Source organism: Collinsella aerofaciens (genome assembly GCF_002736145.1).
GTDB lineage: Bacteria > Actinomycetota > Coriobacteriia > Coriobacteriales > Coriobacteriaceae > Collinsella > Collinsella aerofaciens_A.
Map to the genome: position 1 here is coordinate 2,124,230 of NZ_CP024160.1, position 24,556 is coordinate 2,148,785.

Consider the following 24,556-nt stretch of genomic DNA (forward strand, 5'->3'; position numbering starts at 1 on the left):
GTACAATTTTACGATTGCTTCCGACATTTTTACAGGAGAGCCTGTTTCTTATGTATAGAGTTTGGTCTCGGTAAAAAGATGCGATAACATACGGACAGTTTTGTCAATCCGAACTGGGGAAATGAAAGGCAAGCTGCATGACCCTTCTCGAACTGTTCCAGCTGCTGAAGAAGCACCTTCAGCTGGTCATCACCCTTCCGGTGGTCTGCGCGATCGCCATGGGCATCGTGTCCTTCGTTGCGATGGACAACACCTATACCGCGACGACGAGCATGTACATTCTCGCCAAGACCGACGATAGCGGTCAGATGAGCTACAACGATCTCTCGGCGAGTCAGATGCTTTCCAACGATATCGCCACGCTGCTGGATAGTGATAGCGTTAAGAGCGGCGCAGCCAATGAACTGGGCCTCACCGATCTGGATGACTACAAGGTGTCTGTTTCCTCCGAGACCACCACGCGTGTCATTACGCTTTCGGTTACCGGCACCGATGCCAAGGAGACGGCTAAGGTCGCAAAGGCCATGGCCAGCTCGGTGAGTACGGTCGCTCAGAACGTCGGCGCTGCCCAGAGCATCAACGTTATCGACGAGGCTAAGACCCCCGAAGCCCCCAGCGGTCCCAAGCGTATGCTGTACGTTGCTGTCGCGTTCCTCGCGGGCATCTTTATCGCAGTTGCCTATGTCGTTTTGGCAGACATGCTCAACACCCGCATCCGCGGTGCCGAAGAGGCAGAAGAGCTCCTGGGCATTCCCGTTGTTGGCCGAATTCCGGCTATGAAAGGTGGTAAATAGGCATGGCTAAGGCAAAGAACACCGATAAACTCGTTGTACAGAATGCCGCCAAGACCCTTCTGGCCAACATCCGCTTTGCGAGCGTGGACGACCCCATTCGCACCATCACCGTTACCTCCTCGATTCCCAACGAGGGCAAGTCTACGGTTTCCATTAACCTTGCTCAGGCAATCGCCACGAGCGGCAAGTCCGTGCTTCTGGTCGAGGCCGATATGCGCCGCAGGTCCCTTTCCGATATGCTCGGCGTTCGTTCGCGCGGCGGACTCTATGCGGTCCTTTCCGAGCAGATCTCCATTGACCAGGCAATTGTCGAGACGGGTCAGAAGAACTTCTACTTCCTCGATGCCGAGCCGCATATTCCCAATCCTGCCGACATCATCGTCTCTCACCGCTTTGCCAAGCTGGTAAAGGCGCTGTCCGCCAAGTTCCAGTACGTCATCTTTGATGCTCCCCCGGTCGGCACCTTCATCGATGCTGCCGAGATTGCCAGCCTGACCGACGGCACGCTGTTCGTGGTGCGTGAGGATTTCACCAAGCGCGAGGAGGCGCTCAACGCCATCGGTCAGCTAAAAAAGTCCGAGAAGGTCAAGCTCATCGGTACCGTTATGAACTACTGCGAGACCGAGACCAGCGAGTACTACTACTCCTACTACACCAAGGACGGTAAGAAGGTGAAGAAGGGCTCCGACGATCAGGGGACTTCCAAAAAGGGCATCTTCACCAACCGAGCAAACGTTTAGTTGATTAAGGCTGACCTATGCGTGACATTCATTGCCATATCTTGCCGGGTGTAGACGACGGCGCTGCCGATCTCGATGAGAGCTTGGCGATGCTCGAGGCTGCCAAGCGGGCTGGTGTAACCAGAATTGTTTGCACTCCTCACTGCCGTGATCCCTATTTTGATTACGACAAGATGTGGGATGCCTTTGAGCTGCTGCGCGATAACGCTGACGGTTTTCCGCTCCAGATGGGCTTCGAGGTCAACCATCGAAAGCTCGTTGAGCTTGGTATCGATGCCGCGGAGCACTTGCATTTCGATGGGACCAACGAGTTTCTGCTCGAGCTTTCGACGCATGCCGATGCGTATGCGTTTAGAGAGTACGAGAACACGATTTACGATTTGCAGTGCCGTGGCTACCAGGTGATCATCGCTCATCCTGAGCGCTATCGTGCGGTTCAAAAGGATGTAAGCGTGGCGGAGCGCCTGGTCGATATGGGCTGCAAGCTGCAGGCTTCGGCGGACTTTATTGCCGGCGGTCGCTTTGGTCGCGAGAAAAAGCCGGCACAGCGCCTGTTCGATCAGAACCTGTACAGCTTCATCGCGAGCGATGCCCATAACGTGGGTCATTACGATTGCCTGGCGAAGGCTCGCGCGAAGTTTAGCGTGCGCGGAGCTCATTTTCGCTAAAATCTGTCCCTAACGTTCGCATTGAATGAAAGGGCAGCCATGGATATCCAACTTAAGACGGGATGCTTTGATGACGCGGCGTTGGTGCGCCGCGTCATTTTTATGGACGAGCAGGGCTACGAGAATGAGTTCGACGCTATCGACGAGGATCCGAACTGCATTCATGTGACGCTCTATGTAGACGGCGAGCTTGCCGGTTGCTCGCGCGTGTTTCCCGAAGAGCTTGAGCGCGCGGCTGACGCAGAGGCTCCGGTGTCGCCGGCGTGCGACTTGGACGAAGGTGTCGCGGCGGGGGAGACCTACATTATGGGGCGCGTGGCCGTGCTGCCGAGCATGCGCCGTCGCGGTTTGGCGAGCAAGATTGTCGAGGCCAGTGATACGTGCGCGCGTGATGCCGGCGCCAAGCTCATTAAGCTGCATGCTCAGGAATACGTGCTGCCGCTCTATGCCAAGGCGGGCTACACGCAGATTGCCCCGGTGGACTACGAAGACGAGGGCCAGCCTCATGCCTGGATGGCCAAGCGCGTAGATGGCAGATAGGAACGTTCCTTTCCTGCCGGCAGTTTGGGACACTCCTTGGCAATTGGCGCATCAGAGCGCTCGGACATACAGTTTTTCGATTCCGTATGTATATATGCGCGTTAATGGGTTATAAAATCTAAGTCTGAACATAGCAGGTCTGCGATGCGGCTCGGGCGACCGAGCCGTTTTTGCGGACAGGGGTAGCGCGAAAGGACTGCACATGCGTCAATTTAAGACCGAGAGCAAAAAACTGCTCGACCTCATGATCAACTCCATCTACACCAATAAAGAAATCTTCCTGCGCGAGCTTATCTCTAACGCGAGCGACGCCGTCGACAAGCTCAACTTTAAGAGCCTGCAGGACCCGAGCGTCAAGATCGACCAGGGCGACCTGGCCATTCGCGTCTCCTTTGATAAAGACGCCCGCACCATTACCATCTCGGATAACGGCATTGGCATGACCGCCGAGGAGCTGGAGCGCAATCTGGGCACCATCGCCCATTCCGGCTCCGAGGAGTTTAAGACCGAGAACGCCGAGCAGCAGGGCTCCGATGTCGACATCATCGGTCAGTTTGGCGTGGGCTTCTACTCGGCTTTTATGGTCGCCAGCCATGTGAAGGTCGTCAGCCGCGCCTACGGCGAGGATGTCGCCCATGTGTGGGAATCCGACGGTCTTGAGGGCTACACCATCGAGGACGGCGAGCGCGCCGAGCACGGTACCGATGTCATCCTGACGCTGCGCGAGAACGAGAAGCTCGATGCCGACGGCGAGGCCGAGACCTACGATCGCTTCCTGACCGAGTGGGGTCTCAAGAGCCTGATTCAGCAGTACAGTAACTATGTGCGTTACCCGATCCAGATGATGGTGTCCAAGAGCCGCCAGAAACCCAAGCCCGAGGACGCCGGCGACGATTACAAGCCCGAGTACGAGGACTACCAGGAGCTCGAGACCGTCAATTCCATGACACCGATCTGGAAGAAGCACAGCTCCGATGTCGAGCAGAAGGACTACGACGAGTTCTACAAGTCCACGTTCCACGACTTTGACGATCCTGCGCGCACCATCAGCTTCCACGCCGAGGGCACGCTCGAGTATGACGCCCTGCTGTTTGTGCCGGGACGCGCGCCGTTCGATCTGTACAGCAAGGACTACGAGAAGGGTCTGGCGCTCTACAGCTCCAACGTCCTGATCATGGAGAAGTGCGACGACCTGCTGCCCGACTACTACAACTTTGTCCGCGGCGTCGTGGATTCCGCCGACGTGTCGCTCAACATCTCGCGCGAGACGCTGCAGCAGAACCGTCAGCTCAAGGCCATCGCCAAGCGTGTGGAAAAGAAGATTACCGCCGACCTTGAGGATATGCGTGACAACGACCGCGAGGCCTACGAGAAGTTCTTTGAGAACTTTGGCCGCGGTCTTAAGTACGGCATCTACTCGAGCTATGGCATGAAGGCCGATGAGCTCGCCGACCTGTTGCTGTTCTGGTCTGCCAAGGAACAGAAGATGATTACCCTGGCCGAGTATGCCAAGGGCATGCCTGAGGATCAGAAGGCCATCTACTACGCCGCCGGCGACTCGCGTGAGCGCTTGGCCAAGATGCCCGTGGTAAAGGGCGTGCTCGACCGCGGCTATGACGTGCTGCTGCTGACGCAGGATGTGGATGAGTTCACGTTCCAGGCTATGCGTGAGTACGTTGCCGCCGATATGCCCAAGATCTACGAGGACGATGCTGCCCGCGAGGCTGCCGAGAAGGCTGTGGCCGACGGTGCCGAGCCCGAGGTCGAGGATCGTCATCTAGAGCTCAAGAACGTTGCGACCGGTGATCTTGACCTGGCGACCGAGGACGAGAAGAAGGAGGCCGAGGACGCCACCAAGGAGAACGAGGACCTCTTTAGCGCTATGAAGGAGGCGCTCGGTGACAAGGTCGAGAAAGTCGCCGTCTCCGCGCGCCTGACCGATGCCCCCGCTTGTATCACCACCGAGGGCCCACTTTCGCTCGAGATGGAGAAGGTGCTCCAGAAGGGACCCGAGGGCGCGCCCGACGGCATGCCCAAGAGCCAACGCGTGCTCGAGCTCAACGCCAAGCACCCGGTCTTTGACAAGCTTGTCGCTGCCCAGAAGGCAGGCGACGCCGACAAGATCAAGCAGTACTCTGGTCTGCTCTACGATCAGGCCCTGCTGGTCGAGGGCATCCTCCCCGAGGACCCCGTTGCCTTCGCGGCGGCTGTTTGCAACTTGATGTAGTTAGGTAGTTACGCGGTTTTACCAAACCGCGTAACGGCTCGACGCTGCCCTCAGTTCCGCCGTTCTAACGAACGGCGGACCAGTCGACGCTGCGCGGGCGCCAGAGCGACAACTTGTCATTCAAAGAGGACGGCATGACCAGAAGGTCTATGCCGTCCTCTTTTCATGCCAATTTGTTCGCTCTGGCGCCCGCTCGCTGGCATTGCTAAAACATCGATGTTACCGTGGTCCAAACTAGTCGTTGGGGGCGTTCTTGTTTGACCAGTCGTTTAAGAACGTCCCCGATGACTATTTGAATTGCTAATTTGTGCGGGTTGTGGTTTTGTGACCTGCTGAAATTAAAGATACTGTACAACTGTACGTTAATTCGTCTTCGTAGTATATTGCTACCCGCAAAACTCAATACCATTGTGCTCTGAGACGCTAAAGCGCTTACGTACAATGGTTATCGATAGTACGATTCGATTCAACGACAGGATGGATGGTCCAAGCGTGAGTCTCGGCAGCAAACTATCCAATGCAAAGGTCTCCTTTGCGATATTTAAGCGCGACATTAAGCGACTGCTTGTGAACCCCGTCGCCTTGGTGGTTACCCTTGGCGTGTGCGTTATTCCCTCGCTGTATGCCTGGTACAACATCGTGGCCAACTGGGATCCGTACGGAAACACCCAGGGCATCAAGATTGCCATCGCCAACAACGATCGGGGCACCCAAAACGACCTGGTGGGCGAGCTCAATGCGGGCGACAAGGTTGTCGACCAGCTCAAAGAGAACGATCAGCTGGGCTGGACCTTCGTCGATTCGGCCGCCGATGCTAAAGAGGGCGTCGAGAGCGGTGAATATTACGCTGCCATCGTGATCCCCAAGAACTTCTCTGACAATCTTGTCTCAATGCTCGACGGCAATTACCATCAGCCCAAGCTCACGTACTACGTCAATGAGAAGAAGAGCGCTATTGCGCCCAAGGTCACCGACACTGGCGCCAATACCATCGAGGAGCAGATCAACTCGGAATTTGTCTCTACGGTGGGCGAGACTGTTGCCGGAATCGCGAAAGATGCCGGAGTCGATTTAAAGGACAAAGCGACCCAGACCCAGGATTCGCTGGCTGGTTCGGTGTCCGAAGCGTCTGATACCCTGGGCGAAGTACGTGATTCCATCGGCGACATGAACACCGCCATCGACAAGACAAGCAGCTCGATTGCTTCGGCCGATGCTGCGTTGGCGGGCCTGCAGGGACAGGCGCCTTCGCTAACGCAGGCAATCGCTCAGGGTAATGATTTGCTGGGCGAAGCTCGCACCACGGCTGGCAAGTCCATCACCTCGCTCTCCAAGGCACTTTCGGAGGGCAGCCTTGCGCTCACCAAGACGTCAGCCTCCGCGAACGCTGCGATTGGCAAGCTGACGGGTACGGTCACATCTACGACCACCCGCATCGACAACTCGCTCGGGTCTCTCCAAGCGACGATCGATCACAATAAGGCCGTTATCGGGCACTTGGAGATTCTCGTCAATGACACGTCGACAGGTTCCGAGGAAATTGACGCGCGCATTGTATCGACCATCGATTCGCTTCGCGAGCAAAACCAGAAGCTGCAGAGCATCAAGGATGGCCTTTCTGCACAGTCGCGCGCCATGACAAACGACGCTACGCTAATCTCGAACGCGAGCAACGCACTCAACACGGCAATTAAGACCGGTACGGCTAACCTCGGTCAGGCTCAGACCGATCTGGGGCAGAACGCGCTGCCGAAGGCTTCGAGCGCGCTTGACTCCTTTGCCGCCGTTTCGGGCGATTTGACCGGCATTGTATCGGGTATGACCCCCACGATAGCGAGCGCGCGCGGCACGCTGGCGCAGCTCGACGCCACGCTCAAGCAGGCAAAGACCACGCTGTCCCAAACCGATGCCTCCCTTGCCAAGGTTCAGGACAAGCTCGCGACCGCCGCTAATGACATTGCGGCGCTGCAGACCTCTGAGTCTATGGGCGAGTTAGCCGACCTCATGGACGTCGACGTCAATGACGTGGCAGATTTCATGGCATCTCCGGTTGAGCTGACGTCCAAGTCAATCTATCCGGTCAAGAGCTTTGGCTCGGGCATCGCGCCCTTCTACACCAATCTGGCGCTGTGGGTAGGCGGCTATGTGCTCATCGCTATCTACAAGCTCGAGGTCGACCGCGAGGGCATCGGTAGCTTTACGGCGCGTCAGGGCTACTTTGGCCGCTGGCTGCTGATGGTGATCCTGGGTGCGTTCCAGGCCATTATCGTTACGGTGGGCGACCTGGTCATTGGCGTTCAGTGCGTCAATCCGCTGCTCTTTGTGCTGGGCGGCATCGCTATCTCGTTCACTTACGTCAACATCATCTATGCGCTGTCCACCACCTTTAAGCATATCGGCAAGGCAATCGGCGTCATCCTCGTCATTGTGCAGATCCCCGGTTCGTCGGGCATGTATCCCATTGAGATGATGCCCGGCTTCTTCCAATGGCTGCATCCGCTGCTGCCCTTCACCTATGGCATCAACCTGCTGCGCGAGACCGTCGGTGGCATGTATTCGTTCAACTACCTGTTCAACCTGTGCATCCTGGGCGTGTTCCTGATCGTGGCGCTCTTTATCGGTCTGCAGCTGCGCCCGTTGCTGCTCAACCTCAATCTGCTCTTTGATAAGCAGCTTTCCACGACGGGCCTCATGATCTGCGAGTCCAACGACCTGCCGCGCCAGCGCTATTCGCTGCGCACGGCCATGCGCGTCATGCTCGATTCGGATTCGTACCGTCGCGAGCTGCTCGATCATGCCGTGGCGTTTGAGCATCGCTACCCGTACTACATCAAGGGCGGTTTTGCCGCCGTGGTAGGCGTCCAGGTCCTGCTCTTTGTACTTTCGACGGTGCTCGATATCGACAATAACGGCAAGATCATCCTGCTTGTTATCTGGATCATTTCGGTCATCGCCATCTGTGGCTGGCTCATCAACATCGAGTACATCCGTGCGAGCCTCAATACCCAGATGCGTATCTCGGCGCTTTCGGATGAGGACCTGCGTCGCGAGATGCGCGAGCACACGGCCGCCATTCCTGCTGCCCGTCGCATGTTTGGTCTCAACGCCAGCGAGCGGGGCACCAAGGACAGCGAACAGCCCACGAGCCGTCTGCCGCATACCGGTGCGCATCGTAAAGCTCATGATGCCGACGGCGTTGACAACGTAAACGGAAACGACGGGGACACCACCCCGCTTGGCAAGCACTCCAAAGGAGGTGAGGCATAAATGAAAAACATCCTGCACCTGTTTAAGCGCGATGTCCAAAACGTGTCTCGCTCCGTGATTGGCTTGATTGTCGTGATGGGTCTCATTATCGTGCCGTGCCTGTACGCGTGGTTTAACATCGCCGGAAGCTGGGATCCGTATGGCAACACCGGCAATCTCAAGATCGCCGTGGTCAACACCGACGAGGGCTACGAGAGCGATCTGATTCCCGTCGAGGTCAACGTGGGCGAAAACGTAACCTCCACCCTGCGCGGCAACGAGAACTTCGACTGGGTCGTCCTCAACGACCGCGATAAGGCGATTGAGGGCGTTAAGTCGGGCGCGTACTACGCTGCCGTCGTTATCCCTAAAACGTTTAGCGCCGACATGATGACGCTTTTCTCGACCGAGGTGAAGCACGCCGATATCGAGTTCTATGAGAATCAGAAGGCCAACGCCATCGCGCAGATCGTGACTGAAAAGGGTTCGAGCGCCGTCCAGAGTCAGGTCAACGAGACCTTTACCAAGACCATCACGACCATCGGCCTTAAGACCGTGTCCAGCCTGCTCGACTATATGAGCACCGACCAGGTGAGCAACTTTATCGCCAATCTGTCCTCGACGCTGGGCGATTCGGTCCAGGACCTGCAGGACGTTCAGGCCAGTGCAACGTCGCTTGCGGGCATTTTGAGTTCTACGTCCGATTCACTGACATCGGCGGGCGGCATGCTCAAACAGTCCGGATCGACCGAGGAGTCGGTGAAGCAGCTCATGCAGCATGCCGAGAGCGGTATTGCCGATTCCGAGCAAGCGCTCAAGTCCGCCAGCGATGCAATCGATGCCGCTATTGATGGGAGCGCAGGTTCGTTCGATAACGTTTCTACCGAGCTCGCAAAGGCATTCGACGCTGCAAACCTGCATGTCAATCTTACGGTGCGTCAGCTCAACGATGGCGCAGCGTCACTCAAGAACCGTGCCGACGAGATTGATGCCACGGCGAATGAGCTCCGTAGTCTTGCTGGCCAGGTGAGTAACGATAAGCTCAAGGCAGGGCTTGAGGACGCGGCTGCTGAGCTTGACAAAACCGCGGCGGAGTACCGCAACAATGCCAATGAGCTGACGAACATCGCGACGTCGCTCACGAACAGCATGGCCGAGGTCAACAGCTCGCGTGCCGAGGTCGACCAGGCCATCGCCGATGCCAAGGCGGGTATCTCGGGTGCCAAGTCCGACTACGATTCTACGTTCTCGGTTAAGGCCAAGGAGCTCAAGAAGACCATTTCGGGCGTTCTGGATTCCCTGAACGGTATCTCGGGTGACCTAGATAGCGCCGTGAGCGGTCTGACCGACGCCTCTGGTTCGCTCGCGAAGGGTCTCTCCAAGGCTGCAAGGCTCGTCAACAAGGCTTCCGATCAGCTGGGTGAGGCATCGGACAAGATTAGCGCGTTCAAGGACGAGCTCGACGGTGCCCTTATGTCGGACGATCTGGCCACGATCAAGACGATGATCGGCAACGACCCCGATGGCCTCGCCGTGTCGCTTTCCGGCCCCGTTGCGCTCGATCGCAAGCCGGTCTATCCGATCCGCAACTACGGCTCGGCCATGGCGCCGTTCTACACGATTTTGTCGCTGTGGGTGGGCTCGATTGTTCTGGCGGCCATGATGAAGGTCTCGGTTGACGATGAGCTCATCAACGAACTCATCCCCGTGCGCCTGCACGAGATCTACCTGGGCCGTTATCTGTTCTTTGGCGGTCTGGCCTTGCTGCAGGCAACGCTCGTGTGCGCGGGCGACATTCTGTTCTTTGGCATCCAGTGCGACAACCCCCTGCAGTTTGTGCTTGCCGGCTGGGTCGCGAGCCTCGTGTTCTCCAATATCGTCTACACGCTCACGGTTTCGTTTGGAGATATCGGCAAGGCCCTCGCCGTCGTGCTGCTGGTCATGCAGGTCGGCGGTTCGGGCGGTACGTTCCCCATCGAGATGACCGGTCCCGTGTTCCAGGCGATCTATCCGTTCCTGCCGTTTACCCACGGCATCAACGCCATGCACGCCGCCATGGCCGGTGCCTACCATATGGAGTACTGGATTGAGCTGGGTATCTTGGCGAGCTACCTGATTCCGTCGCTGGCCCTGGGCGTCGTCTTCCGCCGCCCGGTTATCAAAGCCAACGACTGGATCATCGAAAAGCTGGAGTCAACCAAATTGATTTAATGCAGCGACGTAAACGCCGTCGGAACATCGAGGCCTTCCAACCCGATGCTTTAGCGTAGTGAATTGCACGGGTTGCTTGGTTGTTGTTACAGTAGCGGGGCGTGCCGGGGGTCCGGTGCGCTCCGTTTTTATTTGACCATGAGGCGGCACGCAGCCATATGCGTGCGGACACCACGCCCAGATTGAGTGCGAGGATGTTCCATGGCCCAATACGCTGCCAACGAAATCGAAAACTTGCCCGATAGCCCTGTTGCTCGCGAGGACCTGGGCGCGGGCGGCACCTTCCGTGGTGCTGGTGCTCGTTCGCCGTTGTTCTGGAAAGTTCTACTGCTTTCGGTGGCGATTATCTGGGGCTACTCCTTTACCACTATGAAGGACGCGCTCGACACCATTCCGGTGTTCGAACTGCTCTATATTCGTTTTCTTCCTGCGGCGCTGGTCATGCTTGTTATCTTTCGCAAGCGCATCGCCGCCCACCTTAACGCTCGCAATCTGATTGTTGGTCTGAGCATGGGCGCGCTCATGTGGGCAGCCTATGCCTTGCAGACGGTCGGTCTGGCTCAGACCACGGCGGGTAAGAACGCTTTTTTGACGGGCACCTATTGCATTTTGGTCCCGTTCGCGAGCTATTTCCTAAGCGGCGAAAAGCTCACTCGTTACAACTTGGGCGCCGCATTGCTCTGCCTGGCGGGCATTGGCCTGGTGGCGCTCGATAGCGTCGAGTTCAACATCGGTGATGCCATCACGCTGGGCGGTGCGGTTTTCTTTGCCATCCAGATGGCGGTGACCGCCAAGTACGGTCGCAAAATGGATATCAACGTCATTACGTTTTGGATGTTTGTGGGCAATGGCGTCTTGAGCCTTATCTCGTCGCTGTTGTTCGAGACCCAAGCGCCCACGTCCGTGTGGACGCCGAGCTTTATCGGCGTGATGGCCTTTCTCTCGGTGGGCTGCACGTGCGTGGCGCTGCTCATCCAAAACGTCGGCTTGGCGCACGTCCCGGCCTCGACGGGCTCATTGCTCCTATCGATGGAGTCCCCCTCGGGCGTGTTGTTTTCGGTGCTGCTGATGGGGGAGGCGCTCACTTCGCGTCTGCTCGCCGGCTTCGTCCTCATCTTCTTGTCGATCATCTTGAGCGAGACACATTTCGATTTTTTGCGCCGAAATAATTGAGCGCAATTGTAAACAACTTGTTGCGCCGCCCTCCTGGGGCGGCGTTTTTTATGTAACGCCCTTACAGTTATGCCTTGCACTTTAGACTATCAAAGTGTTTGCTGCACAAATAATACTGGAGGGCATCTATGGCACCAGCTCAGTCCGATTTTCAACCGCAACCAGCGCCCAAGGCCACCCAGGCAGCGCAAGCCGCTATCGGTGACGGTCTTGTTGCCGAGGCTCAAGCTTTTGCAGACAAGCTTGCTGCGTGGCGCCACGACCTGCACCAGACGCCCGAGTTGGGTAATCGCCTTCCGCAAACCTCTGCGTATATCCAGGCACGGCTGATCGAGATGGGCATCCCGTTTGCCACACTCGTCGACGGCTCCTGTGTTGTGGGCCTCATCGGTGCCGGTGCGGCCGTGGCGGCCCAGGGCAACGGTACGTGCACGGACGATCAGGCCGGCACGGTCATCATGCTGCGCGGTGACATGGATGCCCTTCCCGTCGCGGAAGAGTCGGGCGAGCCTTTCGCCTCTGTCAACGGCTGCATGCATGCTTGCGGCCACGATATGCATGCGACGGCCCTGCTTGGTGCCGCCCGCCTGCTCAAGGCTCGCGAGGCCGAGCTTGTCGATGCCAATGCCACGGTTAAGCTGCTGTTTCAGCCGGGCGAGGAAACCTTTGAGGGCGCTCGCGCTGCCATTGCCGATGGTCTTCTGCAGAACCCGCGTCCCCAGGCGGCTTTCGCCATGCATGTTAACAGCCAATCGCCGCTCGGCCTGGTGCTCTATGGGAGCCCGGCGCTTTCGGGCGTGTACGGTTTCCGCATTACACTGCAGGGCAAGGGCGGCCATGGCTCGAGCCCCGAGATCTGCATCGACCCCATCACGGCCGGCGTCCATGTGCACCTGGCACTCCAGGAGCTCATCTCCCGCGAGGTGCCGGCGGCCAAGGAGGTCGCACTTACCGTGGGTAAGTTTGCCGGCGGACAGGCGGCAAACGTCATTCCCGACACCTGCGTGCTCGAAGGAACGCTGCGCGGCTTTGACGTCGAGCTCATGGCGCATCTTAAGGCCCGCATCGCCGAGGTCGTCAACGGCGTAGCGGCAACGTATCGCACGCCGGCGACCATCGAGACGCTCTCGGATGTTCCGCCGCTCGTACTCGATGACGATATGACCCAGGCATCGCTGGGCTATGTGGGTGCGACATTGCCCAAGGCAGCTTTCCTGCCGTTGTTCCACGCCATGGCGAGCGAGGACTTTGCGCTTATCTCGAGCGAGATCCCGAGCGCGTACTTTACCGTGGGCGCCGCTGTAACCGATACGGATGAGCATTTTGCCCAGCACCATCCCAAGGCGCGCTTTAACGACGCCGAGCTGCCGCTCGGTGCCGCGGCTTATGCGGCAGTCGCTTTGGGCTATATCGCCGACCACCGGTAGCACCCAATCTTGCTACTCGTTTGTTTAAAAAAGGAACAGTATGTCCCAGCAACGTAAGTTCTTCCCCGGCTGGCTCGTGGTGGCCTCCGGCTTTGTGATCATGGCCACGTGCTACACGATTTTCGTCAACTGCATGAGCCTGTTCCAGCCGCTCATCGTCAGCGACTTGGGAATTTCTCTTGCGCAGTACAACATCTCCAACGCCATCTCTACCGTGGTGAGCGTTATCGGCTCACTTGTGATCGGTCATGTTGCCGATAAAGTAAGCGGTCGCGTTTTGGGCTCCCTAACCGTTATCGCTACCTCTGCCGTTCTTGCCGGTATGAGCTTTGTCGGTGAGTTGTGGCAGGTCTACGTGCTCTTTGCCGTCTCGGGCTGCTTTGCCGTCGCCTCGACCCGCCTGCTCATTAGCCTGGTGACCGCCAACTGGTTTACGGCCAAGCGAGGCCTTGCCATCTCCATCGCACTTTCGGGCTCGGGCTTTGGCGGCGCTATTCTGTCTCCCATCGTGAGCTCGCTGATCGTGAGCGTTGGCTGGCGTTCCGCCTTCCTGGTGCTCGCGGCTATCTGCATGGTGGCGGCGCTGCCCATCACGGCCTATTCCTTCCGCACCAAGCCTTCCGAGATTGACCTGAAGCCGCTCGGCGAGAACCCGGGCGATCCGTCCGTCTCGACGGCCGGCGACAAGGACGAGCACACGGCTCCTGAGGTTAACGTTGGCTGGTCTCGCATCAAGAAGAGCCCGGCGTTTTGGCTGCTTGTCGTCGCCTTCCTCTTTATGGGGCTTGTCAATGGCGCCATCCTGCCCAACCAAGTTACGAACATGACGAGCGTTACCGTCAACGGCGCCAAGATCGTCACGGGTGGCCACGACCCCATGTGGGCCGGTACGGTGCTTTCTGCCTACATGGCCACGGTCGTTATCGCCAAGATTTCGCTCGGTGCCATCTACGACCGCTTTGGCCTGCGCTTTGGCAATATCCTTGGCTCCGTTGCGTGCATTGTCGCCTGTGTGGCGCTGTGCTTTCCGACGACGGACCTTGGTCCTATTGTGGCCGCTGTGAGCTTTGGTATCGGAACGTGCATGGGCACCATCACGCCTACCATTGCCGCATCCAAGCAGTTTGGCATGGCCGACCTCGGCAAGGTCACGGGCACCATTACCTCGCTCGAGATGGTCGGCGGCACCGTGGGCGCCATCGTCTCGGGTGTGCTGTTCGATGCCATGGGCTCCTTTGCGAGCACCTGGATTGTGTGCCTGGCGTGCTCCGTGGCCATGCTCGTGTTCCTGCTGGCATCCGAGCCCATCGCCGCCAAGCTGCGCGCGAGCGTGGCGGGGGAGTAGACGCCCGTCGCTCTTTTCTGTTTGCCCCGTTCTGTTCGTGGCCGCCCTGGAAGCCGAATGGATGCTCGTACCATCATTCGGTTTCCAAGGCGGCCACGGGCCTACGAAATGATCCGTTTTCCTCCGTCCCCAAGGGTTCACGTGATCCGAAGGGAACGGAGGAAAACGGATCACAAACAGCGGCGGTGCGTCTGGCCGAACGAGTCCCCATACCCTCGTTCGGTCAGACGCGCCGCCGCGGTTTGTGTTTGTGCCGTATAATGTCCACTACCTATGACGCGATACAAAAGAAAGGTGTTTGCCCATGCAGGCACAGAAGGCGGAGGGAACCCGCGACCTTATCGGCGCCGAGATGCGCGCCTGGCAAAAGATGCAGCAGATTGCGGCCGGCGTATTCGAGCCGTTTGGCTTTAAGCCCATCGAGACACCCGCGATCGAGCAGGTGGACGTCTTTGTCCACGGCATCGGCCAGTCGACCGACGTTGTGCGCAAGGAGATGTTCCGCGTCTTTAGCGGCGCCAACCTGGAACGCGTCTTTGCTGAGGGCACCGACACCAAGCTCAAGCCCAAGCAGCGCCTGGCGCTTCGTCCCGAGGGCACGGCCGGTGTGGTGCGCGCCGTCGTGGAGAACAACCTGGTGCCCCAGGGCTCCACGCCGTTTAAGGCTTACTACGCCGAGGCCATGTTCCGCGGCGAGCGTCCCCAGAAGGGTCGCCTGCGCCAGTTCCACCAGGTGGGCATCGAGTGGCTCGGCGCTCCCGATCCGGCTGCCGACGCCGAGTGCATTATCATGCTTATGGAGTTCTACAAGCGCCTGGGCTTCGATCTGTCCAAGCTTCGCCTGCTTATTAACTCGATGGGCGATGCGCAGTGCCGTCCGGCATACCGCGAGCAGGTCAAGCAGTTTATCCTCGATCACGCCGACGAGATGTGCGACGAGTGCCGCGAGCGCGCCGAGCTCAACCCGCTGCGCGCCTTCGACTGCAAGAACGACCACTGCCGCGAGATCATGGCCGACGCCCCGCTGATGGGCGACAACTTGTGCGACGAGTGCCGCGAGCACTACGAGCAGGTCAAGCGCTATCTGGATGCGGCGGGTATCGAGTATGTCGAGGACCCCACCTTGGTGCGCGGCCTGGACTACTACACTCGTACCGTCTTTGAGGTCGAGGCTCCCGGCGCCGGCGTCGGCTCCATTGGTGGCGGCGGTCGCTATGACGGCTTGGTCGAGCTCGAGGGTGGCAAGCCCACGGCAGGCGTCGGCTTCGCCGTCGGTTTTGAGCGTGCGCTGCTGGCCCTTCAGGCATTTGGTAACGACCTGGGTGCCGAGGAGGCCCCGTGCGTCTACGTCGCCAATGCCGGCAAGGAGCTGCGCCAGAACGTCTTTGCCATCACGCAGGAGCTTCGCGCCGCAGGCATCGTGACCGAGGCCGACTACCAGGGTCGTTCGCTCAAGGCCCAGTTTAAGCAGGCCGATAAGGTTGGCGCCAAGCTCATTTTGGTCCTGGGTGGCGACGAGCTTGCTGCCGGCAAGGTCAAGGTGCGCGACATGGAGAGCCATGACGAGGTGCTGGTCGATTTGGCCAACGTTGTCGAGGCGGTTCGCGAGCGCCTGTAGCGCATTATTTTGAGCTGCGGACCCGCTTGAGTGTCCCGTCCATTGCGAGCGATTGTTACGGGGGTGTTTCGCATTTATGCGGAATGCCCCCGTTTGTGTATGCCGTCCACCGAGAAATACGACCATTTAGAGCAAAAACCCTTGCAATGCAGAAAATACTTTTGTGTGGTAAAGCGCAATCAGTGTCGAAAGTATTTCTCAAGCGCCTATAATGAATACCGCATGTTACGTGCATAGAAGGAGGAATGGGAGGAAACGTGGCTGAGAACCTAAGCAACCAGTCTGTACCCGAAGCCGCGGCGCGCGTCGCTGCCGTGGTCAACCGCCTCGTTAACCGAATCGGCTCGAATGCCGAGTCCAGGGAGCGTCTCGCCGAGATCGAGATCCCCGAGGAGCTGCGCGATAATCTGGCGCTGTTCCTGCGCCTGGAGCGCCGTGTGCTTAGCGAGTATGATCCCGAGATCGCGGACCTGTTCGACAAGATTCTGTCGGCAGAAATCGTGGCCAATGCCGGCAACCCCGGTAGCCGTGCCGCTGACGAGGCCGTCGACGAGCAGGGCGTGCCCACCGCCGACGAGCCCACCGCCGTGGCGTTTCGCGAGGTCGTCGATCTGATCGACAGCCTGCCGCTCGATAAGCAGCAGGTTATCGTCCGCGCCTTTACGAGCTTCTTCCACCTGGCAAACCTGTCGGAGGAGAACTACCGTGTGGCGCAGCTGCGCGAGCGCGAGGCCGGTGCGTCGACCGATACCGAGGTCGATCCCGCCAACGAGCTCACCGTCGCCTATCACCAGCTGGTGAATGAGCTGGGCGTCGAGGGCGCCAACGAGCTGCTCGGCAAGCTTGAGTTCCATCCCGTTTTTACCGCGCATCCCACTGAGGCCCGCCGCAAGGCCGTCGAGGGCAAGATTCGCCGTATCTCCAACCTGCTGGAGGAGCGTCCGCGTCTGGGCGGCTCCGACCTGGTGGAGAACGAGCGCCATATGCTGCAGGAGATTGACGCCTTGGTGCGTACGAGCCCCATCGCGCTCAAGAAGCCCACGCCGGTCGAGGAAGCCGATACCATCATCGACATCTTCGATAACACGCTGTTCGACGTCATCCCCGTTATCTATCGTCGTTTTGACGACTGGGTGCTGGGCGACAAGGCCGGCACCGTGCCGCCGCTGTGCCCGGCGTTCTTCCATCCCGGCAGCTGGATCGGTTCCGACCGCGACGGCAACCCCAACGTCACCGCCAAGGTGAGCCGTGAGGTCGCCGCCAAGTACTTCACCCATATGGTGCTCAAGCTCGAGGACAAGTGCCGCCGCATCGGCCGCAACCTCACGCTCGAGGCCACCTACAGCAAGCCGTCTGCCGAGCTCATCAACCTGTGGAACCATCAGGTCGAGATGAGCACCCAGTACACCGCACGTGCTGAACTGATCTCCGAGCACGAGCCGCATCGCGCCGTCATGCTCGTCATGGCAGACCGACTCAACGCTACTGTCCGTCGCATCACCGACACCATGTACCACAGCGCCGATGAGTTCCTGGAGGACCTGCGCGTCGTCCAACGCTCGCTGGCCGCTTGCGGTGCCGTCCGTGCTGCCTACGGCCCGGTCCAGACCATCATCTGGCAGGTCGAGTCCTTCGGCTTCCACATGGTCGAGATGGAGTTCCGTCAGCACTCCGTGGTGCACGCCCGCGCCCTCAAGGATATCCACGAGAACGGTATCCATGGCGACCTGCAGCCCATGACGCGCGAGGTCATCGATACCTTCCGTGCTATCGGCTCCATCCAAAAGCGTTACGGCAAGAAGATGGCGCACCGCTACATCATCTCGTTCACCAAGAGCGCCCAGCATGTGGCCGACGTCTTTGAGCTTGCCCACCTGTCCTTTGCACACGAGGAGGATGTCCCCGAGCTCGACGTGATCCCGCTGTTCGAGCAGCTCGAGGATCTCGAGGGCTGCGTCGACGTGCTCGACCAGATGCTTACACTGCCCGTGGTGCAAAAGCGCCTTGCCCAGACCAACCGCCGCATGGAGGTCATGCTGGGCTACTCCGACTCCTCCAAGGATGCCGGTCCTACCACGGCCATGCTCGCGCTGCACTCCGCGCAGGAGCGCATTGCCAAGTGGGCCGAGAAGAACGATATCGACCTGGTGCTCATGCACGGTCGCGGCGGTGCCGTGGGCCGTGGCGGCGGCCCGGCCAACAAGGCCGTGCTGGCGCAGCCCAAGGGTTCGGTCAACTGCTTCTTTAAGCTCACCGAGCAGGGCGAGGTCATCTTTGCCCGTTACGGCAACCGCACGCTGGCCCAGCGCCATGTTGAGTCCGTTGCCGCCGCAACGCTTTTGCAGTCGGCCCCGAGTGTCGAGAAGACCAACACCGAGACCACGCAGAAGTTCTGGGATATGGCCGACAAGCTCAACGCCGCAAGCCACGAGCGCTATCTGGACCTGCTGAACACCGAGGACTTTACGCCGTGGTTCTCGACCGTGACGCCGCTGACCGAGGTCGGTCTGCTGCCGATCGGCTCGCGCCCGGCCAAGCGCGGCCTGGGTGCCAAGTCGCTCGACGACCTGCGTACCATTCCGTGGATCTTCAGCTGGAGCCAGGCACGCATTAACCTGGCCGCTTGGTACGGCCTGGGCACCGCCTGCGAGCAGCTGGGCGATCTTGACCAGCTCAAGGCTGCCTACCAGGAGTGGCCGTTCTTCCGCACCTTTATCGACAACATCGAGATGTCGATCGCTAAGACCGATCAGCGCATCGCCAAGATGTACCTGCACCTGGGCGATCGCCAGGATCTGTCCGAGAAGGTCTTCACCGAGATGCAGCTCACCCGTAAGTGGGTCCTTGCCATCGTCGGTGACGAGTGGCCGCTGCAGCGTCGCCGCGTGCTTGGCTGCGCTGTCCGCGTGCGCAACCCCTACGTCGACGCCCTGTCCATCGCCCAGGTCCGCGCTCTTCGCGAGGTGCGTATGAACCAGGACGAGATGGCGGAGGAGAAGAAGGCCGAGTACATGAGCCTGATTCTTTCGACTGTGACCGGCGTCTCGGCAGGTTTGCAGAACACGGGGTAATCGATAGCCCTGTAGTCGTCCGGGTCCGCCATCAGCTTACTTTTAGGCACGTCCTCGGACATGCAAGAAGCCCTCGCTGCGCACTTCGTGCGGCGAGGGCTTCTTGCGTCCTGCGGAGTGTGCCTAAAAGTAAACTGATGGCGGGCCCTGCGATGTCCGGTCTTCAGCGGATTGGCCGCTGGGTGAGGGTGGTGCTTGGGGCGACGTGCAAAAAACGGAGTTTTCAGCAGCCAAAGATTGATGCATAAGGCCATAGCCGGCTTTCGCTGCCTTTGTTGATGCTTTTGCACGACAATTGGGCCTTGGCGATGTCCATATATGGCTGGTTTCTCGCCGCATGCCATCCAGATGGGTCGAGTCATGAGGACTATCTACTTTTTGAAAGACTTTTGACACCAAAATCTTATCCCGCGATGCTGAATACTCGCAAAAATGCACGCTCCGGAGGGTACTACCCTGTTACGGCTAGAAATCCATGCGCCATTTTATGCAATTATTAACGCATTTATGCAAAATGCTTTACGTGCGTACGTCTTGGGGTAGATGTTTGCCTCGGCGCTGTGTAAGTCATCCTTTCTATTGTGTCTTTTACGGGCGGCCGCGGTCCCGTTTGGGATCGCGGTCGTTTTGTTGTGGGTCAAATATGAACGTTGTGTTAATGAGTCGGTGGACGGTGGTGTTTTTCGGTGAGCGGCGTATCCTTCCAACGGTTTATCTAGTGTGTCAGTTGAAAGGAAGAGGGCGCTCATCATTGTTTGAATGTGAACTGCCGTTTGACCACAAGACGTTGCATCTGGAGCTCGAGGATAAGAACTTCGCGGGTGTGATGGAAGGTCATCAAAACGAGTTTAAGACTACAAAATCTCAGGAAGAGCTGGTAGAGGAGTCGCTTGCCAACCCTTATGGCTCACCTTCGCTCGAGGAGCTTTGTGCTGGCAAGAAGGATATCGTCATCATTAGCTCCGATCATACGCGTCCCGTTCCCTCGCGTGTGACGATGCCTATTCTGCTGCATCACATCCATTCCGCTGCGCCCGAGGCTCGTGTGCGTATTTTGGTTGCTACGGGTATGCACCGTCCGTCGACGCACGAGGAGCTCGTCAATAAGTATGGCGAGGAGATCGTTGCTAACGAGGAAATCGTTATGCACGTCGCGACTGACGACAGCATGATGAAAAAGATCGGCACCCTGCCTTCTGGTGGCGAGTGCATCATCAACAAGATTGCCGCCGATTGCGATCTGCTGCTTGCCGAGGGCTTTATTGAGCCGCACTTCTTTGCCGGTTTCTCTGGCAGCCGCAAGTCCGTGCTGCCCGGCATCGCCAGCTACAAGACCATCATGTACAACCACAACGGTCAGTTTGTGAATGATTCCCACTCGCGTGCCGGCAACCTGTGCCACAACCACGTGAGCGAGGACATGTTTGCCGCCGCCGAGATGGCTCACCTTGCCTTTGTGCTTAACGTTGTGCTCAACGGCAAGCACGAGGTCATCGGCTCCTTTGCCGGCGACATCCACAAGGCGCACGAGGCTGGTTGCGAGTTCGTGAAGAGCCTTGCCGGCGTTGAGCCCGTCGAGTGCGAGATTGCCATCACCACCAACGGCGGCTACCCCCTCGACCAGAACATCTACCAGGCCGTGAAGGGCATGTGCGCTGCCGAGGCCACGCTTCCCGAGGGCGGCGTGATCATCGATGTCGCCGGTTGCGCCGACGGTCACGGTGGCGAGGGCTTCTATCACAACATCGCCGACAACGATCCGGCGGAGTTTGAGCGCGCTTGCATCGATCGTCCTAAGGACGAGACCCTGCCCGACCAGTGGACGAGCCAGATCTTTGCCCGCATCCTGGCGCATCACCCTGTGATCATGGTCACCGACCTGTGCGATCACCAGATGCTCAAGGATATGCACATGACGCCGGTCAACACTATCGAGGAGGCGCTCAAGCTCGCCTTTGAGATGAAGGGTGCCGATGCCAAGGTAGCCGTTATTCCCGATGGCCTGGGCGTTGTCGTCGCGCAGCGCTAGTGCGCGGCCTAAACGAATCGTTTATAACCGACAAGAAAGATAAGGTTTTATGCTTACCAAACTCCTCTGCGAATTCGGCGCAACGGCCCTCATGATCATCTTTGGCGTGGGCGTGCACTGCGATACGGTGCTTAAGGGCACCAAGTATCAGGGCTCCGGCCACATGTTTGCCATTACTACTTGGTCTTTTGGCATCTCGGTCTGCCTGTTTGTCTTTGGCGGCGCCGTGTGCATGAACCCGGCTATGGTTCTTGCGCAGTGCATCGTCGGCCTGGTACCGTGGAGCAGCTGCATCCCCTTCATGATTGCCGATATGCTCGGCGGCTTTGTGGGTGCCGTAATCGCTTGGTTGATGTATGCCGATGAGTTCAAGGCTTCCGAGGGCGTCGTCGACCCCATTGCTCAGCGCAACATCTTCTCGACCAACCCCACCACCGAGGGCACGAACTATGCTCGTAACTTCTTCTGCGAGGCTATCTGCACCTTTGTGTTCATCAGCGCTATCCTCGCTGCCGCTAGCCGCGCCGGCGAGAACGTTCTGATGCTCGCAATTTGCGTCGGCCTGATCGTTTGGGCCGTTGGCATGGGCATGGGCGGCATCACCGGCTTCGCCATGAACCAGGCTCGTGACCTTGGTCCTCGCATGGCCTATCAGGTACTGCCGATCAAGAACAAGGCTGACAACAACTGGAAGTACGGCCTGCTCGTTCCTGGCATCGCTCCGTTTGTCGGTGCTATCTTGGCTGCACTGTTTGTGCATGGTTTCTTGGGCATGTTCTAGTCCAAGGCTACATAGGTTGTCCGCCGTCCGCATGGGGTAACTTCCCAGCGCGTCCTCGGACATGCAAAAAGGCTCGCTGCGCACTTCGTGCGGCGAGCCTTTTTGCGTCCTGCGGAATGCGATGGGAAGTTACCCCATGCGATCAGCTGCGGGATTTTAGTCGCGTTGGAACAAGCAACCCAACGTATATATTTGAATTGGGATGGGAGGGGCTTGTTGCTGTTGGGGGCGTTGAAGTGCGAGCGACACTTTGGGATGCGTGGCGCCCTGGGTTGGGGCGATGCTTTGGGATGAGCTTCTTACTTAGTTTAAGAGGGGTTTTATGGCTGATAGGTAGTCTTTGGCTACGTCCTCTTTTGGGGCTTGGAAGTTGTGCCAGGCCCACCATTGGACCATTCCTACGAAGCTTGAGGCTATGTGGTGGAGGAGGAAGCTGCGGTCCATGGTGGCGGCGGGGCCGTTTGGGTCGGTAGGGACGGTTTCGGCTGCGCGCGACATGATGGTCTTGCGGAGACAGTCGGCGAAGACGCGTGAGCCGGCGCCGGCTACGAGGGCTCGTACGCCCTGGCGGCACTCCCAGAGGTTGTTGAGGATATGCTCGACCTGCACGCGTGGGTCGTCGAGCGGTGTGCCATCGTCGTCGAGGGCGTGGGTGCAGATGTCGCTCACGAGCTCAGCGAGCAGATCATCTTTGCTCTTGAAGAGGCCGTAGAACGTGGCCCGACCCACATGGGCGCGAGCGATGATGTCGCCGACGGTGATCTTGCCGTAGTCCTCTTCGCGCAGCAGCTCGGAGAACGCCGCAACGATGGCGGCGCGGCTTTTTGTCTTGCGGGCATCCATGGCTATGCGTCCGCGTGAACGAGCAGGCAGCGAAGCGTGCCGGAGCAGCCCTCGTAGGGGCGCTTACCGGCGCCGTAGCCGACGGCCTCGATGCGGTAGCGGGCCGGCAGGTGCTCGGACGTGCGCAGTGCAGCGACGACGGCAGCGCCCGTGGGCGTCACGAGCTCGCCGGCGACCGGTGCGGGCGTGAGGGCGATATTGCCCGCCTGGCACAGGTTGACGACAGCGGGGACGGGAATGGGCATGAGGCCGTGGGCGCAACGGATGGTTCCGTGGCCCTCGGAGAGCGACTCGACCACGATGTTCTCGATGCCCAGGTTGTCGAGGCAGATGGCGACGGAGCAGACGTCGACGATGGAGTCGACGGCGCCCACCTCGTGGAACATGACGGTCTCGGGCGTTTTGCCGTGGGCCTTGGCCTCGGCGGCGGCGAGCGCGGTAAAGATGGCGAGCGCGCGACGCTTGGCGCCATCGCTTAACTGCGAGCCATCGATGATGGCGGTGACGTCTGCTAAAGAACGGTGGTGATGGTGGTGGGCGTGATGATGACCCTCGTGGTCGTGGTCGTGGTCGTGGTCGTGGTCGTGGTCGTGCTCGTGTTCGTGCTCGTGTTCGTGCTCGTGTTCGTGCTCACCATGATCATGATGGTGGTGTCCATGCTCATGCACGTGCTCGACAGCAGCCTCGTTGCCGTAGAGCCAGGCCATATCATGATCGTGGTTCTCGAGCTCCTCTGCAAGCTGGACGTCGAAATCGCAGGCGTCGATGCCATGCTTGTTTACGCGTGTGACGGCGATCGTAAAGCCGTCGACCGGCAGCGTGGCGAGCTGCTCGCGCAGGTGCTCCTCGCTGGCGCCTAGGTCGAGCAGGGCCGCGACGGTCATATCGCCGCTGATGCCCGAGGTACCGTCGATGATAAGCGTGTGCTGATGGTTGGACATGGAATGCTCCTTAACGGGCGCAGGGCGTGCCAGCGCTCAGATGATTGATAAGACTTGCCTGGTAGGCGGCGCCAAAGCCGTTGTCGATGTTGACGACCGAAACGCCGCTGGCGCAGGAGTTGAGCATGGCGAGCAGTGCGGCCACGCCGCCAAAGCTCGCGCCATAGCCCACGCTGGTGGGGACGGCGATGACCGGGCAGCTCACCAGACCGCCGATAACGCTCGCCAGGGCGCCCTCCATGCCGGCGATGGCGATGACCACCTGCGCCTGAGCAAGTTCCTCGGCATGCGCGAGCAGGCGGTGCAGGCCGGCGACACCTACGTCGTAGAGGCGGTCGACCTCGTTGCCATAGAATTCGGCCGTCAACGCGGCTTCTTCGGCGACGGGTAAGTCGCTCGTGCCGGCGCAGGCGACAACGATGCGTCCGTTGCCGGTGGGGGAGGGCTTGCCGCCCACGAGGGCGAGCTGTGCGTCCGGGACATATCCCAGGTCGATGCCGTTGCCAAGAAGCTCAGCGGTGCGCGCGGCTTTTTCGGCATCCAGGCGCGTGACCAGGATGCGCTCCTGGCCGGCATCGCGCAGTGCTTCGATAATGGCGGCAATCTGATCGGCGGTTTTACCGGCCCCGTAGACAACCTCGCCGGCTCCCTGGCGCACCCCGCGCGAAAGATCGAGCTGCGCAAAGCCCAAATCGGCGGTCGGAGCCGTCTGGATGCGCGTGAGGGCGTCGGCAGGGGTGACTGCTCCGCCGGCAACATCGCTCAGCAATTGCTCAAGATCTCGCTTATCCATATATGTTCCCTTCGACGGCGCAAAGTCTAGCACTCAAAGGGTATATTTCCGAACACTAAGACAAAATTGTTCGGAAACTATAGGACAGACTGATTCAATTGTTAGACGG

General features: G+C 59.1%; 17 protein-coding genes. 14 read left to right on the top strand and 3 right to left on the bottom strand.

Features of this window, described 5'->3' with window-relative positions; genetic code table 11:
- Positions 1 to 137: 137 nt before the first annotated feature.
- The 14 genes from CSV91_RS09230 (at position 138) to larD (ending at position 21,870) form a co-directional block, all read left to right on the top strand.
- Positions 138 to 794: a YveK family protein gene (locus CSV91_RS09230; protein WP_022094058.1), complete on the top strand. Its 657-nt coding sequence runs from the start codon at positions 138 to 140 to the stop codon at positions 792 to 794.
- Between the two features lie 2 nt (positions 795 to 796).
- Complete coding sequence (locus CSV91_RS09235) at positions 797 to 1,534, top strand: CpsD/CapB family tyrosine-protein kinase (RefSeq protein WP_055309657.1); 738 nt, start codon at positions 797 to 799, stop codon at positions 1,532 to 1,534.
- Between the two features lie 17 nt (positions 1,535 to 1,551).
- On the top strand, positions 1,552 to 2,202 hold the full coding sequence (locus tag CSV91_RS09240; RefSeq protein WP_022094060.1) for a tyrosine-protein phosphatase: 651 nt from the start codon (positions 1,552 to 1,554) through the stop codon (positions 2,200 to 2,202).
- Positions 2,203 to 2,241: 39 nt separating this feature from the next.
- The gene (locus CSV91_RS09245) at positions 2,242 to 2,742 is read left to right on the top strand and encodes a GNAT family N-acetyltransferase (protein ID WP_099432637.1); all 501 of its coding nucleotides are present in this window, start codon (positions 2,242 to 2,244) and stop codon (positions 2,740 to 2,742) included.
- 202 nt (positions 2,743 to 2,944) lie between these two features.
- Positions 2,945 to 4,969: a molecular chaperone HtpG gene (gene htpG / locus CSV91_RS09250; protein ID WP_099432638.1), complete on the top strand. Its 2,025-nt coding sequence runs from the start codon at positions 2,945 to 2,947 to the stop codon at positions 4,967 to 4,969.
- A gap of 492 nt (positions 4,970 to 5,461) precedes the next feature.
- Positions 5,462 to 8,236 carry a YhgE/Pip domain-containing protein gene (locus CSV91_RS09255; protein WP_232049605.1) on the top strand — a complete coding sequence of 925 codons (2,775 nt, stop codon included), beginning with the start codon at positions 5,462 to 5,464 and terminating at the stop codon, positions 8,234 to 8,236.
- Positions 8,237 to 10,426, top strand: a complete 2,190-nt coding sequence (locus CSV91_RS09260; RefSeq protein ID WP_099432640.1) for a YhgE/Pip domain-containing protein — start codon at positions 8,237 to 8,239, stop codon at positions 10,424 to 10,426.
- 201 nt (positions 10,427 to 10,627) lie between these two features.
- The gene (locus tag CSV91_RS09265; RefSeq protein ID WP_099432641.1) at positions 10,628 to 11,599 is read left to right on the top strand and encodes a DMT family transporter; all 972 of its coding nucleotides are present in this window, start codon (positions 10,628 to 10,630) and stop codon (positions 11,597 to 11,599) included.
- Between the two features lie 128 nt (positions 11,600 to 11,727).
- On the top strand, positions 11,728 to 13,026 hold the full coding sequence (locus CSV91_RS09270) for a M20 family metallopeptidase (protein WP_197736870.1): 1,299 nt from the start codon (positions 11,728 to 11,730) through the stop codon (positions 13,024 to 13,026).
- Between the two features lie 40 nt (positions 13,027 to 13,066).
- The gene (locus tag CSV91_RS09275) at positions 13,067 to 14,371 is read left to right on the top strand and encodes an MFS transporter (protein ID WP_099432642.1); all 1,305 of its coding nucleotides are present in this window, start codon (positions 13,067 to 13,069) and stop codon (positions 14,369 to 14,371) included.
- A 304-nt stretch (positions 14,372 to 14,675) separates the two neighbouring features.
- On the top strand, positions 14,676 to 15,989 hold the full coding sequence (gene hisS / locus CSV91_RS09280; protein WP_099432643.1) for a histidine--tRNA ligase: 1,314 nt from the start codon (positions 14,676 to 14,678) through the stop codon (positions 15,987 to 15,989).
- 257 nt (positions 15,990 to 16,246) lie between these two features.
- Positions 16,247 to 19,060 (top strand): phosphoenolpyruvate carboxylase, encoded by a 2,814-nt coding sequence (locus tag CSV91_RS09285; RefSeq protein ID WP_414436971.1) that lies wholly within the window; start codon positions 16,247 to 16,249, stop codon positions 19,058 to 19,060.
- A gap of 751 nt (positions 19,061 to 19,811) precedes the next feature.
- On the top strand, positions 19,812 to 21,089 hold the full coding sequence (gene larA / locus CSV91_RS09290) for a nickel-dependent lactate racemase (protein ID WP_172622481.1): 1,278 nt from the start codon (positions 19,812 to 19,814) through the stop codon (positions 21,087 to 21,089).
- 49 nt (positions 21,090 to 21,138) lie between these two features.
- Entirely contained in the window at positions 21,139 to 21,870 is a 732-nt protein-coding gene (gene larD / locus CSV91_RS09295) for a D/L-lactic acid transporter LarD (RefSeq protein WP_099432645.1), read from the top strand.
- Positions 21,871 to 22,173: 303 nt separating this feature from the next.
- Here larD and CSV91_RS09300 read toward each other — a convergent pair whose 3' ends face one another.
- Genes CSV91_RS09300 through larB form a run of 3 tightly spaced genes read right to left on the bottom strand, consistent with a single transcriptional unit; the run spans position 22,174 to position 24,447 of the window.
- Positions 22,174 to 22,713 carry a TetR/AcrR family transcriptional regulator gene (locus CSV91_RS09300; protein ID WP_099432646.1) on the bottom strand — a complete coding sequence of 180 codons (540 nt, stop codon included), beginning with the start codon at positions 22,711 to 22,713 and terminating at the stop codon, positions 22,174 to 22,176.
- A gap of 2 nt (positions 22,714 to 22,715) precedes the next feature.
- Positions 22,716 to 23,654, bottom strand: coding sequence for a nickel pincer cofactor biosynthesis protein LarC (gene larC / locus CSV91_RS09305; RefSeq protein ID WP_099432647.1), 939 nt, complete (start codon positions 23,652 to 23,654; stop codon positions 22,716 to 22,718).
- Positions 23,655 to 23,664: 10 nt separating this feature from the next.
- Positions 23,665 to 24,447 (bottom strand): nickel pincer cofactor biosynthesis protein LarB, encoded by a 783-nt coding sequence (larB, locus tag CSV91_RS09310; protein WP_099432648.1) that lies wholly within the window; start codon positions 24,445 to 24,447, stop codon positions 23,665 to 23,667.
- Between the last annotated feature and the right edge of the window lie 109 nt (positions 24,448 to 24,556).